15 protein-coding genes are annotated in these 14,581 nt (G+C 64.5%); 7 read left to right on the top strand and 8 right to left on the bottom strand.

Features of this window, described 5'->3' with window-relative positions; genetic code table 11:
• Positions 1 to 50 precede the first annotated feature (50 nt).
• From AB843_RS04365 to AB843_RS04340, 6 genes are all read left to right on the top strand, one after another.
• Positions 51 to 464, top strand: coding sequence for an MbcA/ParS/Xre antitoxin family protein (locus AB843_RS04365; protein WP_048645583.1), 414 nt, complete (start codon positions 51 to 53; stop codon positions 462 to 464).
• Positions 461 to 1,168 carry an RES family NAD+ phosphorylase gene (locus tag AB843_RS04360; protein ID WP_048645582.1) on the top strand — a complete coding sequence of 236 codons (708 nt, stop codon included), beginning with the start codon at positions 461 to 463 and terminating at the stop codon, positions 1,166 to 1,168. The genes AB843_RS04365 and AB843_RS04360 overlap by 4 nt, the downstream gene beginning before the upstream one ends.
• Before the next feature lie 76 nt (positions 1,169 to 1,244).
• Positions 1,245 to 1,700 carry a redox-sensitive transcriptional activator SoxR gene (gene soxR / locus AB843_RS04355; RefSeq protein WP_206412785.1) on the top strand — a complete coding sequence of 152 codons (456 nt, stop codon included), beginning with the start codon at positions 1,245 to 1,247 and terminating at the stop codon, positions 1,698 to 1,700.
• 226 nt (positions 1,701 to 1,926) lie between these two features.
• Positions 1,927 to 2,241, top strand: a complete 315-nt coding sequence (locus tag AB843_RS04350) for an ArsR/SmtB family transcription factor (RefSeq protein ID WP_048645809.1) — start codon at positions 1,927 to 1,929, stop codon at positions 2,239 to 2,241.
• Positions 2,242 to 2,243: 2 nt separating this feature from the next.
• Positions 2,244 to 2,708, top strand: a complete 465-nt coding sequence (locus tag AB843_RS04345) for an SRPBCC family protein (RefSeq protein ID WP_048645808.1) — start codon at positions 2,244 to 2,246, stop codon at positions 2,706 to 2,708.
• A 45-nt stretch (positions 2,709 to 2,753) separates the two neighbouring features.
• Positions 2,754 to 3,170 (top strand): GFA family protein, encoded by a 417-nt coding sequence (locus AB843_RS04340; RefSeq protein WP_048645807.1) that lies wholly within the window; start codon positions 2,754 to 2,756, stop codon positions 3,168 to 3,170.
• A 223-nt stretch (positions 3,171 to 3,393) separates the two neighbouring features.
• On the opposite strand, the gene AB843_RS04335 is transcribed toward AB843_RS04340, so the two are convergent.
• A complete protein-coding gene (locus AB843_RS04335; protein WP_048645580.1) occupies positions 3,394 to 4,407 on the bottom strand; it encodes a 1-aminocyclopropane-1-carboxylate deaminase in 1,014 nt (337 codons plus the stop codon).
• Positions 4,408 to 4,551: 144 nt separating this feature from the next.
• Here AB843_RS04335 and AB843_RS04330 point away from each other — a divergent pair, with 144 nt between their 5' ends.
• Positions 4,552 to 5,031 (top strand): Lrp/AsnC family transcriptional regulator, encoded by a 480-nt coding sequence (locus AB843_RS04330; protein ID WP_048645579.1) that lies wholly within the window; start codon positions 4,552 to 4,554, stop codon positions 5,029 to 5,031.
• Between the two features lie 199 nt (positions 5,032 to 5,230).
• Here the strand turns inward: AB843_RS04330 and AB843_RS04325 are convergent, their stop codons facing one another.
• The 7 genes from AB843_RS04325 to AB843_RS04295 all read right to left on the bottom strand — a co-directional run bounded on the left by AB843_RS04325 (position 5,231) and on the right by AB843_RS04295 (position 14,530).
• Positions 5,231 to 6,361 (bottom strand): M20/M25/M40 family metallo-hydrolase, encoded by a 1,131-nt coding sequence (locus AB843_RS04325; RefSeq protein ID WP_048645578.1) that lies wholly within the window; start codon positions 6,359 to 6,361, stop codon positions 5,231 to 5,233.
• A 55-nt stretch (positions 6,362 to 6,416) separates the two neighbouring features.
• Positions 6,417 to 7,580 (bottom strand): M20 aminoacylase family protein, encoded by a 1,164-nt coding sequence (locus AB843_RS04320; protein WP_048645577.1) that lies wholly within the window; start codon positions 7,578 to 7,580, stop codon positions 6,417 to 6,419.
• 35 nt (positions 7,581 to 7,615) lie between these two features.
• Positions 7,616 to 9,277, bottom strand: coding sequence for an ABC transporter ATP-binding protein (locus AB843_RS04315; protein WP_048645806.1), 1,662 nt, complete (start codon positions 9,275 to 9,277; stop codon positions 7,616 to 7,618).
• Positions 9,278 to 9,279: 2 nt separating this feature from the next.
• Complete coding sequence (locus AB843_RS04310) at positions 9,280 to 10,164, bottom strand: ABC transporter permease (protein WP_048645576.1); 885 nt, start codon at positions 10,162 to 10,164, stop codon at positions 9,280 to 9,282.
• Positions 10,164 to 11,105, bottom strand: coding sequence for an ABC transporter permease (locus tag AB843_RS04305; RefSeq protein WP_048645575.1), 942 nt, complete (start codon positions 11,103 to 11,105; stop codon positions 10,164 to 10,166). Before AB843_RS04305 ends, AB843_RS04310 begins: the two co-directional genes overlap by 1 nt.
• Positions 11,106 to 11,292: 187 nt before the next feature.
• Positions 11,293 to 12,918 (bottom strand): ABC transporter substrate-binding protein, encoded by a 1,626-nt coding sequence (locus AB843_RS04300; RefSeq protein WP_048645574.1) that lies wholly within the window; start codon positions 12,916 to 12,918, stop codon positions 11,293 to 11,295.
• A gap of 82 nt (positions 12,919 to 13,000) precedes the next feature.
• On the bottom strand, positions 13,001 to 14,530 hold the full coding sequence (locus AB843_RS04295; RefSeq protein WP_048645573.1) for a M81 family metallopeptidase: 1,530 nt from the start codon (positions 14,528 to 14,530) through the stop codon (positions 13,001 to 13,003).
• Positions 14,531 to 14,581: the final 51 nt, after the last annotated feature.

The raw sequence follows: 14,581 nt of genomic DNA, 5'->3' as shown, positions 1-14,581 counted from the left end.
TTGCCAAATGGCATTGAATAATCTATTTAATGCCAAAAGGAGAAAGCGAAATGGCGCTTCTGCAACCTGTCGACACATTGGCCCGCGACTTCCGGCCAAGCCCGATCAGCGATGACGAGGCGGCGGCGATGTTCCGCGCGGCGGTCAACCTGTTTCGCCTGTGGGATCTGACCGACGAGCAGGCTGCCGTACTGCTCGACATGCCCCTGCGCACCTATCGCCGCTGGAAAAGCGGTGAGATGGGCCGCATCGACCGCGACGGCAAGGCCAGGCTTTCCAACCTGATGGGCATCCACAAGGCGCTGCGCCTGATCTTCCGCGAACCGCAGCGCGCCTATCAATGGATCGGCAAGGTTAACGCCGCCTTCGCCGGCCGCTCGGCGCTCGACATCATGCTCGGCGGCGAACTGACCGACCTGATGCGCGTGCGCCGCTACCTGGATGCCGAGCGGGGCGGCTGGTGAGCGGGGCGGACACCCCTCCCCTCACGCATGTCGAATGGGCCGGCGCGGTGCGCATCATCCGCAGCATCCATCCGCCCATCGACCTGTTCGAGGACATTGCAGACCCGGCCGACTGGCCGCTGCTGCTGGCCGCCGAGCAGAAGACCAATCCGCGGCTGATGGAGAGCATCGGCAATCTGGACCTGGTGCCGCCGCACCGCCGCGTCTCCGGACCCGGCGCCAGCTATCTGATGGCGCCCTTCACCCATGTCAGCCCCGACCGGCCGAGCCGCTTCAGCGCCGGAAGCTACGGTGTGCTCTACGTGGCCGACGCGTTCGAGACGGCACTGTTCGAAACCATCCACCACCACGCCCGCTTCATGGCGGCGACCGCCGAGCCGGCCGGCTGGACGGCACAGTTTCGCGAGATCATCGTCGACGTCGATGCCCGGCTGCACGATCTGCGTGGCGGCGGCTGGCAGTCGGCGCTGTCGCCCGACGACTATACGCATAGCCAGGCACTCGCCGCGCGCCTGCACGCCGACGATTCGGATGGGATCGCCTATCCGAGCGTGCGCCGCGAGGGCGGCGAATGCGTTGGCCTGTTTTATCCAGACTGCGCGGCCGCCCCGGTGCAGGGCCGCCACCTTGACTATCATTGGGACGGCGCGCGGGTGGATCTCTACCGCGATGCCGGCGGCGGACAGGTTTTCCGCATCGTCTGAAGCCGTGGCCCGCAGCCACTTGCATCCGGACAGCCGAATGTCCATAACCTCATTCATAGTTGAGGTTATGGACACGATGGCAAGCGACTTCATCAAGCGGGCCCTGACGGTGGGTGATGTGGCCAGGCGTAGCGGCGTTGCCGTTTCGACGGTGCATTTCTACGAGGCGAAGGGGCTGATCGAGGGATGGCGTACCGCGGGAAACCAGCGCCGCTATCACCGCGCCGTACTGCGCCGTATCGCCATCATCCGCATCGCCCAACAGGCCGGCATTCCGCTGGCGGTCATCCGCGAGGCGCTGGCCGACCTGCCGCACGACCATGTGCCCAATGCCCGCGACTGGCAGCATTTCACCGATGCCTGGAAGGACATGCTGCAGCAGCGCATCGACGGGCTGACGCAGCTTCGCGACCAGATCGCCAGTTGCATCGGCTGCGGCTGCCTGTCGCTGGAGGAATGCCCGCTCCGCAATCCCGCCGATGCGCTTGGCAGGCAGGGCGCCGGGCCGAGGCGGCTGATTGCGGGCAAGTGAGGCGTTTCCAGTCTTGACCAAACGCGCGTTGCGCCGTGTCGGTCGCGCAGCACGTGCTTTTGACGAGCGCCCGGCGGCAGCCGGCTGATCGTCATCGGATAGCGCCAGGGCGAACGGCAAGCCCACATTGCCGTCATTGATCTGAACGGCTGGACCTCGGGCTTGGCTTTCACTTGACATGCAGGTATTTACCTGCATAACGTGCTCTCATAGTCGAGGGACGCCGATGCACGCAGACAAGGTTTTCAAAGCGCTGGGCGACCCGACACGCAGAAAGCTGCTTGACCTTCTTTGTGAGAGGAACGGGCAGACGCTCGGCGAGCTCTGTGAAGGCCTGGACATGGCCCGGCAATCCGCCACGCAGCACCTCGGGATATTGGAGGCGGCCAATCTGGTGAGCACGGTCAGGCGTGGTCGGGCAAAGCTGCATTTCGTCAACCCCGTGCCGCTCCACGAGGTCTACGAACGGTGGGTGCGGAAATTCGAACATCAGCGGCTCAGCCTGCTGCACGACCTGAAGAAGGAACTCGAAGGAGAGTAATGATGACCAGAGAGATGACCAGCTTTGTCTACGTGACTTATATTCTCTCGACGCCGGAAAAGGTGTTCGAGGCCATAACCAAACCGGACGTCGCCAGGCGCTATTGGGGCCATGAGAACGTCTCCGACTGGAAGCCCGGATCGAACTGGGAACATGTCCGCGCCGATGATGAGCGGACTGTCGAACTCGTTGGCAAGGTTATCGAGATCTCGCCACCGACCCGCCTCGTCATGAGCTGGGCTAACGCTTCGCAGGCCTCAGATCCAGAAAGCCATAGCCGGGTGACGTTCGAGATCGTCGAATACGACCACATGGTCCGGCTGACGGTCAGCCATGACGAACTCGAAGCCGGCAGCGGAATGGCGAACGGTGTCAGCAAGGGATGGCCGGCCGTGCTTTCCAGCCTGAAGTCCTTCCTGGAAACCGGTCGCGGCATCGACGTCTTCGCCAAGCCGAAATCGACGTGATCGCTTGACGCGTCAATCAACACGCATGCCAGCGGGAGAATGATGATGAGCAAGACCTATAGCGGCGGATGTGCGTGCGGCGCGATCCGCTATGAAACGCGCAGCGAACCCATCTTCGAGAACCACTGCCAATGCCGCGATTGCCAGCAACGAAGCGGCACGGGGCATGGGTCCTATCTGACCTTCCCTCGGCGGGCCGATGTGACGGTTAGTGGCGAAGCGAACACCTGGCGGGTCGCTGGCGACAGCGGCAACGAAAAGGTCCACGCTTTCTGCCCGACCTGTGGAACGCCTGTCTATCTGACATTCGTCGCAATGCCGGACCTGATTGCGGTCGCCGCGACCAGCCTGGACGACCCTGGCCAGTTCAATCCGCAGGCGGTCACATACGCCATTCGCGGCCATGCGTGGGACACGATGGACTCCTCACTGCAGACATTCGAGCGAATGCCACACGGATGAATTCCGCCGAGAGCAATACGAAACTGCCAACAATGTTTGTGGTCCGCCCGCCAAGCTGGACTTAGAGCATTCTGCAGTCAGGTGGAATCACCTGACGTCCGCATAAATGCGGGAAAACAAACAGATAGAGCGGGGCAGCGTTTCAACGAAACGATGAACCGGTCTAGCGATCGGCGGCGTGGCCACGGCGCAGCTCCTCGCCACGGCTTGCGCCGGCGCCGGGTCAGCCATTGCGGAAGGCGTAGCTGTACCCATTGATTGCCGGCACGCCGCCGAGATGGGCGTAGAGCACCTTCGAGCCTGTCGGGAAGTACCCCTTCTTCACCAGGTCGATCATGCCCTGCATGGATTTACCCTCGTAGACCGGGTCGGTGATCATGCCTTCAAGCCGCGCGCAGAGTCGGATCGCCTCCTTGGTTTCCTCCGAAGGCACGCCATAGGCCGGATAGGCATAGTCCTCGACCAGCACCAGATCCTCGTCCGCGATGGGTTGACCGAGTTCGACCAGTTCAGCCGTGCGGCGGGCGATGTCGAGCACCTGTGCGCGGGTCTGGCCGGGCGTCCCCGAGGCATCGATGCCGATGACGTTGCGGGCGCGCCCATCGGCGGCAAAACCGACCAGCATGCCGGCATGGGTCGAGCCGGTGACGGTGCAGACGACGATGTAATCGAAGTTGAAGCCCAGTTCGGCCTCCTGGGCGCGCACCTCCTCGGCGAAGCCGACATAGCCGAGCCCGCCATACTTGTGCACCGAAGCCCCGGCGGGGATCGGATAGGGCTTGCCGCCTTTCGCCTCGACGTCCTTAAGCGCGTCTTCCCAGCTCTGGCGGATGCCGATGTCGAACCCCTCGTCGACCATCTGCACCTCTGCCCCCATGACGCGGCTCAGGAGAATATTGCCGACCCGGTCGTAGACGGCGTCCTCGTGCGGCACCCAGCTTTCCTGCACCAGCCGGCACTTGAAGCCGATCTTGGCGGCGACCGCCGCCACCATGCGCGTGTGGTTTGACTGCACGCCGCCGATCGACACCAGCGTGTCGGCGCCTGACGCGATCGCGTCGGGCACGATGTATTCCAGCTTGCGCAGCTTGTTGCCGCCGAAGGCGAGGCCCGAATTGCAGTCCTCGCGCTTGGCGTAAAGCTCCACCCCGCCGCCCAGATGCGCCGAAAGACGCGCCAGCTTCTCGATGGGGGTGGGGCCGAAGGTGAGCGGGTAGCGGTCGAACTTTTCCAGCATGGGCTGCCTTTCCGGATGAGCGAATTGTGCCGCAAGGCTAGCGCAGGATATGCGGAAGGTGCTTTCAAAGTTCGATGCTAGGCCATATAAATCAGGAGCGATTTGATCAATCTTCGGATGAAAGCAGAGGATTCTCTGTCATAAATGAAAGAAGCTTCCGAAGACGAAATGCTGGACCGGATCGATCGCAGGATCCTGCGTCAGTTGCAGCGTGATGGCCGGTTGAGCAATGCGGAACTGGCCAGGCTGGCGGGCGTCAGCGCGGCCACCTGCCACCGCCGCACGGAGCGGCTGTTCAAGGCGGGCTACATTCGCGGCGTCCACGCGGCGATCGCGCCGGAGCGGGTCGAGCGCGGCGCGCTGGTGATGGTCGGCGTGGTGCTCGACCGTTCGACGCCGGAGAGTTTCGCCGCTTTCGAGGCGGCGGTGAGGAAGCTGCCCTTCATCCTCGACTGCCATCTGGTGGCCGGTGATTTCGATTACTTCCTGAAAATCCGCGTACGCGACATGGCCGATTTCAACCGGCTGCATGGCAGCCAGTTGATCGCCCTGCCCGGCGTGCGGCAGACGCGCACCTTCTTCGTCATGAAGGAGGTGGTGGACGGCGCCCAGCTCGATTTCTAGAGCGCCATGCGTGGTTCGACAGGCTCACCATGAGGGCGGTCGGGCTTGGCAGGGGGCCTGGTTCCGGGACGTCGCAGATTGGCTTTGCAACCATATACCTCCCTCATGGTGAGCCTGTCGAACCACGCACCGGATCAATGCAATAAGATGTAGAGTATTGTCACCAAAACCCGAAACGATCCAGGAGACCGCAGGGGCGCTATTTCAGCCGCAGCAGCAGGCCGGCCACGAGCTGCGCCCGCTCGACCAGGCTGTCGATCTCGATGTGTTCGTTCAGCGTGTGCAGGCCAGCACCGCGCACGCCGATCGAATCGAGCGTCGGAATGCCCATGGCGCCGGTGAAATTGCCGTCCGAGCCGCCGCCCGCGCTGGCGTGGCTCAGATCGAAGCCGATCTTGCCGGCGATCTCGCGCGCCAGCTCGTAGACCGCCATCGTGCCCTCGTCCGGTTCCCAGACGGGACGGGTGACGCCGCGTGTCACCTCGATCACCACGTCGTTCTCCTCGCCCGACAGGGCCAGCATGCGCTCGACGCCACGGTCGAGGTCGGCCTGCCGCTTGGCCATCGACAGGACCTCCGCGTCGCAGGAGGATGAGACGCAGTTGACCCACTGGCCGGCATGGATGACGCCGACGGAGAAGGTGCAATCCTCGCCGGTCATCGCTTCGATCTCGATGATCTTGCGCGCCATGGCGGCAATCGCCGAGCGGCCGTCCTTCAGCGCCCAGCCGGCATGGCTCGGCCGGCCGGTGGTCTTCACGTTGAAGCGGGCGATGGCATAGCGCCCGGTCACCGCGCCGCCATCGGGCCGCGCCGGCTCGGGCACGAGGACGTATTTGTTCTTGCGCGCCTCCATCTCGATCAGCGCACGCGTCGAGGGCGTGCCGATCTCCTCGTCGGGCGTGAACAGGACGGTGACCGGCAGCGGCGTCTCGATGCCGGCCAGCGCCAGTTGGCGGATCGCCTCGAGGCTCACATAGTTGCCGCCCTTCATGTCCTGGATGCCGGGGCCGTAGCAGAGCCCGCCCTCAATGCGCCAGGGGTTTTTCGCCAGCGTGCCGACCGGGTGTACCGTGTCCATATGGCCGGAAATCAGGATGCCGGGCTTGCCGAAATCCTTGTGCGGAAAGCGCGCGCGCACCGAACCGCCAAAGCCCATGCGGCCGGGAATGCGCCCGATCTCGGCGCCGGCCGCCGCCAGGTCGTAGGCGGCAAGGTCCATCATGCGGTCGACGGCTGTGGCATCGAAGGTCGGGCTTTCACATTCGATCCATGGCCGCAAGCCGGCGAGCATCGTGTCGGTGTCGAAAGGCAGTTTCTGAAAGTTCATCAAATCGGTCCTGGTTGGGGGAGCGTGCAAGGGCACGGCATGGAAAACCGCGCGCCTACGCCGCCAGCCGCTTTTCGACGATGCGCGCCATGATGCTGGCGCCGACGGGCAGCATGGCGTCGTCGAGGATGAAGCCCGGATTGTGGACCGGCACCGAACCGCTGTGGCCAAGTGTGCAATAAGCGCCGGGCACCGCCTTCAGCATGTCGGCGAAATCCTCGCTGCCGGTGACCAGTTCCGTCGTCACGGTGGCGTTGTCCACGCCGACGATCTCGCTTGCCGCCTCCAGATAGGCCTGGCTCAGATCGGCGTCGTTCATCAGCACGTCGAAGGTCGGCCTGAGGTCGGGGACGATCTCGACCTCGTAGCTTTCGGCGAAGCCGGCGCAGATCTTCGTCACCCGGTCGAGGATCGTGTCGCGCACACTGTCGGCGAAATAGCGGATCGTGCCGGAGATGACCGCCTTGTCAGGCACGACATTGTAGGCCGAGCCGGAATGGATCTGCGTCACCGAGACGACGGCGGGTTCCGTCGGCGGCACGTTGCGGCTGACGATGGATTGCAGGCTCTGCACCAGCGCCGTGGCGATGACGATCGGGTCCCTGGAATGCTGCGGCATGGCGCCGTGGCTGCCGACGCCGTTGATGGTGATGTCGAAGAAGGTCGCGCCCGCCATGGCAGGCCCCGGCTTGACGCCGAACTGGTTGGGCGGCGCCAGCGGGTTGTTGTGCATGCCGTAGATCTCGTCGCAGGGAAATTTCTCGAACAGCCCGTCGGCGAGCATGGCGCGCGCGCCGCCCAGCCCCTCCTCCGCCGGCTGGAAAATCATCACGGCGCGGCCGGCGAAATCGCGCGTCTCGGCCAGGTAACGGGCGGCGCCGAGCAGCATGGCCGTGTGGCTGTCATGACCGCAGCCATGGAAGGCGCCGGGATTCTTCGAGGCGTAGGGCAGATTGGTCAATTCGTCCATCGGCAGCGCGTCCATGTCGGCGCGCAGGCCGATTGTCCGGCCGCCTTCCTTGCGGCCGTTGATGATGCCGATGACGCCGGTCTTGCCGAGGCCCGTATGCACCTCGTCGACGCCCCATTTCCGCAACAGCTCGGCGACGATGCCGGAGGTGCGCACCTCCTCGAAGCCGATCTCGGGGTGCTCGTGGAAGTCGCGGCGGATTTCCGTCAGCTCGTCGGCATAGTCGGCGATTCTCGGCAGCACTGGCATGGATTTTCTCTCCCAGACAAAGACATGAGACCGTTTCAGGCGGTCTGCAGTTCACGGAAATTGGCGAAGTCCCAGGCACGGCCGGGGGCGGCTTCGATCAGCGCGCGCGTGTAGGTGTGCTGCGGGTTGGCAAGCACGTTGGCAGCGGTGTCGTGCTCGACGATATGGCCATGCTGCATCACCACGACCTCGTCGCAGATCTGCGCGGCAACGCGCAAATCGTGGGTGATGAACAGGATGGCGATGCCGAGCTTCTGCTGCAACTCGTCGAGCAATTGCAGCACCTGTGCCTGGACGGACACGTCGAGGGCCGAAACCGCTTCGTCGGCGACCAGCACGTCCGGCTCCATGGCGATGGCGCGGGCGATCGCCACGCGCTGCCGCTGACCGCCGGAAAACTGGTGCGGGTAGCGGTTGACCGCGTCGTCGGGCAGGCCGACCAGGGTCAGGAGTTCGGCGGCTCGCTTCAGCGCGGCCTTCTTGTCGGTGCCGATGTTCAGCGGCCCCTCGATCAGGCTCTGGCCGATGGTCCAGCGCGGGTTGAGCGAGCGGAAGGGGTCCTGGAAGACGATCTGGATATGCTTGCGATAGGGCCTGAGCGCGCGCCGCGACAGCGTGGCGATTTCCCTGTCGCCGACGCGGATTTCGCCCTCGGTCGGATCGATCAGCCGCATGATGCAGCGGGCGACGGTGGATTTCCCCGAGCCGCTTTCACCGACGATGCCGAGCGTGCGGCCGCGCGGAATGGAGAAATTGACGTCGCTTGCCGCCCGCGTCGGCTCGCGCCGGACGAACACGCCGTGGGCGCCGTAGATCTTCTGCAGGCCGTTGACGGAAAGCACGGCCTCACCCTGCGGCTGTGGCCGTGGCGCGCGCGGCGTCAGGCTGGGCACGGATTGCAGCAATTGCTTCGTGTAGTCCTGCCTTGGCCGGCGCAGCAATTCTTCCACCGGCGCCTGCTCGACGATCTGGCCGAGCTTCATGACATGCACCGTGTCGGCGATCTCGGCCACCACGCCCATGTCGTGGGTGATGAACAGAACGGCGGTGCCATGCTTTTCCTGCAATTCGGCGATCAGGCTCAGGATCTGCTTTTGCGTCGTCACGTCGAGCGCCGTGGTGGGCTCGTCGGCGATCAGCAGTAGCGGCTCGAGGATCAGCGCCATGGCGATCATGATGCGCTGGCGCTGGCCGCCGGAAAGCTGGTGCGGATAGGAGCGGTGGATGCGCTCCACATCGGGCAGGTGCACCTGGTTCATGATGTCCAGCACGCGCGCCCGCTTCTCGCGCGCGGCGAGCCTCGTATGCGTGTCGAGCACTTCTTCGATCTGGTCGCCGACGCGCATCACCGGATTGAGCGCGGTCATCGGCTCCTGGAAGATCATCGATATCTTCTGCGCGCGCATGTCGCGCATCGCCTGTGGTCCAAGCTCGAGCAGGTTCTTGCCTTCAAGTTCGATGCGTCCGCCCGTGGCGGCCAGTGCGCCCTTCGGCAGAAGCCCCATCACCGACAGCGACGTGACGGATTTTCCCGAGCCGGATTCGCCGACGAGACAAACCGTCTCGCCCTGACGGATTCTCAGCGACACCGCATCGAGCACGGGGGCGGCGGTCTTGTTGCCGGGCAGTTCGACTGTCAGGTTCTTGATGTCGAGGACTGTCGGCGCGGCGTCGAAAGTACGGGTCTTGAACTGCATGGTCACCCCTCCCGCTTCTTCAGGCGCGGGTCGAGCAGATCGCGCGCCGTGTCGCCGAGCAGGTTGATCGACAGGATGCACAGCGACAGCATCAGGCCGGGCCAGAAGATCAGCGACGGCTTGAGCTGGAAATAGACCCGCCCCTCCGCCATGATGTTGCCCCAGGTGGGGATTTCTGTCGAAACGCCGGCGCCGAGGAAGGACAGGATGGCCTCCGTCAGGATTGCCGAGGCGCAGATATAGGTGCCCTGGACGATCAGCGGTGCCAGCGTGTTGGGCATCAGGTGCTGCCAGAGGATCTTCGGCATGGACGAGCCGAGGGCGAGCGCCGCTTCCACATAGGGCTCCTCGCGCGCCGACAGGACGACGGAACGGACAAGCCGCACCACGCGCGGGATTTCGGGAATTGTGATGGCGCCCATCACCGACCAGATGCTCGGCCCGTTGAGCGCCACAAGCGCGATGGCGAGCAGGATCGAAGGGATCGCCATCAGGCTGTCCATGATGCGCATGATGATGGCGTCGGCCAGCCGGAAGAAGCCGGAGACGAGGCCGATCATCAGGCCGATCATCACGCTGACGACCGCGGCGCCAATGCCGATGAACAGCGAGACGCGCCCGCCCGTCACCACGCGCGACAGCACGTCGCGGCCATAGGCATCAGTGCCCAGCAGGTAGGTTTCGCTCGGGCCTTTCAGCCGCTGCAACGCGTCCATGGCCATCGGGTCGTGCGGCACGAACAGCGGGGCGGCAAGCGCTGCCAGGACGATGACGAAAAGCACGATTGCGGCGATGATCGGCCCGGCGCCGATACGCCAGCCCCGTGGCAGGGCGATGGCGCCGAACAGCCATTGCAGGCGGGCTGCGGGTTGTGGGGTGGCGGTCATCAGTAGCGGATCCTCGGGTCGAAGAAGGTGTAGGACAGGTCGATGACCAGGTTGATGAACACGTAAAGCCCGCTGGTGAGAAGGATCATGCCCTGGATGACGGGATAGTCGCGCGCCAGGATGGCGTCGACCGTGAGCCGGCCGACGCCGGGAATGTTGAACACGCTTTCCGTCACCACGACGCCGCCGATGAGAAGGGCGAAACCAGTGCCGATGATGGTCATGATCGGCACGGCGGCGTTTCTCAGCGCGTGGCGGAACAGGACGACGGTTTCCTTGACGCCCTTGGCGCGTGCGGTGCGGATGTAATCCTCGCCGAGCACCTCGAGCATCGAGGCGCGCGTCATGCGGGCGATCAGCGCCACGTAGATGGTGGCGAGCGTCAGGCACGGCAGGATGGCGCGCGCCAGGAACTTGCCGAACCCGTCCGTCGGCGCCGCGTAGCCCTGTACGGGAAGCCAGCGCAACTCGATGGAAAAGACCTGGATGAACAGATAACCGATGACGAAGACAGGGATCGAGAAGCCGAGGACGGAAAAGGCCATCACCGCATAATCGACCCAGGTGCGGTGCCGCCAGGCAGCAATGACGCCCATCGGCACGGCGATGACGACGGACAGGATGATGGTCATGACGGCGATGTTGAAGGTCGGCCAGATGCGCTGGCCGATCATCTGCGTCACCGGCGTGTTGGAGATCAGCGAGGTGCCGAGCTCGCCCTTCAAGAGCAGCCCGACCCAGGTGACGAACTGCACGTGCAGTGGATCCGACAGGCCGAGCGAGGTGCGGATGCGTTCGAGCTGGGCGGGGGTCGCCATATCGCCGGCGATGATCGCCGCCGGGTCGCCTGGCGTCAGCCTGAGCAGCAGGAAGACGAAGACGGCGACGATGACCATGACCGGGATGACGGCCAGGATGCGTCGGATGATGTAACCTAGCATTGGGTGCTGTGCCCCTGGTTTTCAGATGTCGGTGTTGCCCCTCATCCGCCTGCCGGCATCTTCTTCCCGCAAACGGTTAGACGAACGGGGTGGCAATGTTGGCGTGCCCCTCTCCCCGTTTACGGGGAGAGGGTTAGGGTGAGGGGCGGCGCCGGCAGTTCCGAACTTGCGCCCGCCTCCTTTTCCCTCAGTCAGCCTTCTCGATGTTCCAGAACACCGGTACCGGCGACGGGATCATGTTGGTCAGCTTGTTGCTGCGCGCCTGCGGCGAGGTATATTGGCCGAGCGGCACGTAGAGCACGCTCTCCAGCGTGTGCTGCTGGATCTTGACCGCCACCTCCTTCTGCTTCTCCGGCGTGTCGGCGGCGATGAACTCGGCGCGCAGCGCCTCGATCGTATCGTCCTGTGGCCAGCCGAACCAGGCATTGTCGCCGCGTCCATTGAGCATCGGGCTGATCAGCGGCGAGTTGATCTCCGGCACCATCCAGTTGGTGAAGAAGATGTTCCAGCCGCCCTCGGAGGGTGTCGCCTGGCTGGCGCGGCGGGTCACCAGGGTCTGCCAGTCCATCGCCTGCATGTCGACGTTGAAGCCGGCATTGCGCAGCGCCTGGGCGGCGACCACGGGCTGTGCCGTCAGGCTGACGACGTCGGTCGGCTGCATCAGGACGATCGGTGTGTTGTCATAACCGGCTTCCTGGAGCAGCTTCTTGGCGCCCTCGACGTCACCGCCCGAGGTCAGCGTGTCGGAGCCCGACTCGTCGCCGAGCGGCGTGCCACAGCCGAAGATCGCTCCGCACACCTTGTAGTAGTCGGGATTGCCGATCAGCGTGCCGAGCACGTCCTCCTGGCTGAGCGCCATCTGCGCCGCCTGGCGGATCTTCACATTGTCGAAGGGCGGATGCTTGAAGTTCATGCGGCCGATGGTCTGGTAGCCGAGGTCGTCGCGCGTCTCGACCGTCACGTCCTCGCTGGCCGCCAGGATCGGCAGGAGGTCGATCTGCACCTGCTCGATATAGTCGATCTCGCCCGACATGATGGCGTTGATGGCTGTTTGCGCGTCGGGCATGGTCACCCATTTTACCGTATCGACCATGACGTTCTTGCCGCCGGCCATCCAGCTCGAGGCGCCCTCGCGCGGCACATAATCGGCAAATTTCTTGTAGGTGACGGAGACGCCCGGCTGATACTCGTCCTGCACGAAGACGAAGGGACCGGAGCCTGTATAGTCGGTGATTGCCTCGTCGGCCGAGCCGCTGGCCACGCGCTCCGGCATGATGAAGGGCGGCACGGCGGACTGCTTGCCAACCGTGTCGAGCAGCGCCGGGAATGGCGCCTTCAAGGTCCAGACGATGGTCTTGTCGTCCTTTGCCTCGAGGCTTTCGGTGACGTCGGCGATCAACTGGCCGCCCGAATCCTTCTTGCTCCAGCGCTGCAGCGAGGCGACCGCGTCGGCGGCTGTCACCGGCGCGCCGTCATGGAACTTCAGGCCGTCGCGCAGCGTGAAGGTGTAGACGAGATTGTCGTCGGATACGGTCCAGTCGGCCATCTGCGGCTGCGGTGCAAAGTTCTCATCCACCGCCACCAGCACGTCGTAGATCATGTAGCCGTGGTTGCGGGTGATGTGGGCCGTGGTGATGATCGGGTCCAGCACGCGCAGGCCCGAGTGCATGACGGCGGTGATGGTCTTGCCTTCGGCCATGGCGGAGGTTGCAAACCCGGCGCCGCTTATCAGCGCCGCGCTGGCTAACAGTCCCAGGGTAGCGCCGCGGGCGTGCCCCTTGAAGTGGTGAAGTCTCTCCTGAATACGCAGCATGATGTTCCCTTTTTTTGTTACAGGTGAATTCTTGCGTTCGGTGACGTTGGTGATCGCGGTTCTCCTGCCGCGCTTGTTTCGTTCAGGCCTCCATCTGTTGACGCGCGGCGGCGCGGCGGAAGACCGGGCCGTTGGGCGAAAGGCGCATCCCGTCGGCGAGCTTGGTCCACGGCAGGTCGGCCGCATCGAGCGGCATCGGGCCGGGCGCGGTACAGACCAGTACGGTTTCGGCGATGGGATCGAAATCGGCGCGGAAATGTACGGAGCTCTTGTTGACCAGGATCGCCATTTCCGTCGGTTCGATGCCGACGAAACGGTACATGGCGAGATCGGCCATCTGCGCCTTGTGACTGGCGACGACGATCCTGACGCCGCCGACAGACAGACAGGCGGACCGGCCGACATTCATGTGGGTGCCGCCATAATAGGGGCCGGTGGCATGCAGATCGCCGTTCGACAATTTTTCGACGCGGAACGTTGCCGCCAGGGGCACGTCGCCCGAAACACCTGACTGTCCTCCGAGGGCGATATCGATTTCGGCCCCCTCTCCCGCGTCATGGGCGGCGCGCGCCGCATCCGGGTCGACCAGCATGCCGAGCGCGGCGTTTTGGGCGCCGTTGCGCAGCAATGCGCGCAGCATGCCGGTGGTGTTGGAATCGCCGCCGGCGCCGGGATTGTCCTGCGTGTCGGCGATGACCACCGGGCGGTTGGCGCCTTGAGCGATTCGCATCGCCTCCAGCACGCCCTCATCAGGCTGATAGGCCCGCCCGGCAAAGGCGCTCTCGCTCGCCATGACGCGCGCATAAAGATGTTCTGCGGCACGGTCGGCGGCCTCCTGTGTCTCGCCATAGGCCAGCACGGTCTGGCCGCACTCCTCGATGTCGGCGGCGGGAAAGCCCATCCAGTAGGACATGCTGGCGATGTCGCCGGTCTCGAGCGCCGCCACTTCTGCGTAAAGGCTCTTGGCCGGCTCGATGAAAGTGCATTGCCAGGGAATGGAGGTCAGATAGGGCAGCCGCCGGAACGCCTTGGCGAAGGGTCTGCCGCGCACCATCAGCCGGTCTAAACCCTCGGCCGCGCGGCGGCCGGTTTCGGCCATGTCGATGTGCGGGTAGGTGCGGAAGGCGACGAGCAGGTCGGCGGCGTCGACCATTTGCCGTGTCGTATTGCCATGCAGATCGAGGCTGACGGCAATCGGCACGTCCGGTCCCACCGCCTGGCGCACGCGGGCGATCAACTCGCCCTCGCCGTCGTCCAGGTGCTCGGCGACCATGGCGCCATGCAGATCGAGGCAGATGCCGTCGAGCCGGCCGGCCGCGGCGATGCCGTCGACGATCTCGCCGGCGATCCGCTCATAGGCGTCGCGCGTCACATGGGCCGAGGGAATGGCGCCGGTCCATAGCACGGGCACCATGTCCCAGCCGGACTTCTCGCCATGCGCAACGGCGCCGGAAATGCCGAGATTGACCCCCGGGCAGCGCGCCAGGATTTCCGCCCCGCGCGAGATCGGCAGGTAACCACCGCCCTGCTCGAACTGCGCATAGGTCGCTTTGGACGGCGCGAAGGTGTTGGTTTCATGCAGGAACCCGGCCAACGCCACCCGCTTTGTCATTCCATTCCCCTAATTGCGATGCGTTGCTGCATGCGAAGGCTACCGTCTCTG

It is taken from the genome of Nitratireductor soli (assembly GCF_001050155.1).
Lineage (GTDB): Bacteria > Pseudomonadota > Alphaproteobacteria > Rhizobiales > Rhizobiaceae > Nitratireductor > Nitratireductor soli.
The sequence above is the reverse complement of the archived record's forward strand: the minus strand, read 5'-3'. Positions and strand labels throughout refer to the sequence as shown.

What these genes read in the sequence shown, in the direction of transcription:
- AB843_RS04365 (WP_048645583.1), top strand. Translation starts at nt 51, where the DNA reads ATGGCGCTTCTGCAACCTGTCGACACATTGGCCCGCGACTTCCGGCCA.
- soxR (WP_206412785.1), top strand. Translation starts at nt 1,245, where the DNA reads ATGGCAAGCGACTTCATCAAGCGGGCCCTGACGGTGGGTGATGTGGCC.
- AB843_RS04350 (WP_048645809.1), top strand. Translation starts at nt 1,927, where the DNA reads ATGCACGCAGACAAGGTTTTCAAAGCGCTGGGCGACCCGACACGCAGA.
- AB843_RS04345 (WP_048645808.1), top strand. Translation starts at nt 2,244, where the DNA reads ATGACCAGAGAGATGACCAGCTTTGTCTACGTGACTTATATTCTCTCG.
- AB843_RS04340 (WP_048645807.1), top strand. Translation starts at nt 2,754, where the DNA reads ATGAGCAAGACCTATAGCGGCGGATGTGCGTGCGGCGCGATCCGCTAT.
- AB843_RS04335 (WP_048645580.1), bottom strand. Translation starts at nt 4,407, where the DNA reads ATGCTGGAAAAGTTCGACCGCTACCCGCTCACCTTCGGCCCCACCCCC.
- AB843_RS04330 (WP_048645579.1), top strand. Translation starts at nt 4,552, where the DNA reads ATGAAAGAAGCTTCCGAAGACGAAATGCTGGACCGGATCGATCGCAGG.
- AB843_RS04325 (WP_048645578.1), bottom strand. Translation starts at nt 6,361, where the DNA reads ATGAACTTTCAGAAACTGCCTTTCGACACCGACACGATGCTCGCCGGC.
- AB843_RS04320 (WP_048645577.1), bottom strand. Translation starts at nt 7,580, where the DNA reads ATGCCAGTGCTGCCGAGAATCGCCGACTATGCCGACGAGCTGACGGAA.
- AB843_RS04315 (WP_048645806.1), bottom strand. Translation starts at nt 9,277, where the DNA reads ATGCAGTTCAAGACCCGTACTTTCGACGCCGCGCCGACAGTCCTCGAC.
- AB843_RS04310 (WP_048645576.1), bottom strand. Translation starts at nt 10,164, where the DNA reads ATGACCGCCACCCCACAACCCGCAGCCCGCCTGCAATGGCTGTTCGGC.
- AB843_RS04305 (WP_048645575.1), bottom strand. Translation starts at nt 11,105, where the DNA reads ATGCTAGGTTACATCATCCGACGCATCCTGGCCGTCATCCCGGTCATG.
- AB843_RS04300 (WP_048645574.1), bottom strand. Translation starts at nt 12,918, where the DNA reads ATGCTGCGTATTCAGGAGAGACTTCACCACTTCAAGGGGCACGCCCGC.
- AB843_RS04295 (WP_048645573.1), bottom strand. Translation starts at nt 14,530, where the DNA reads ATGACAAAGCGGGTGGCGTTGGCCGGGTTCCTGCATGAAACCAACACC.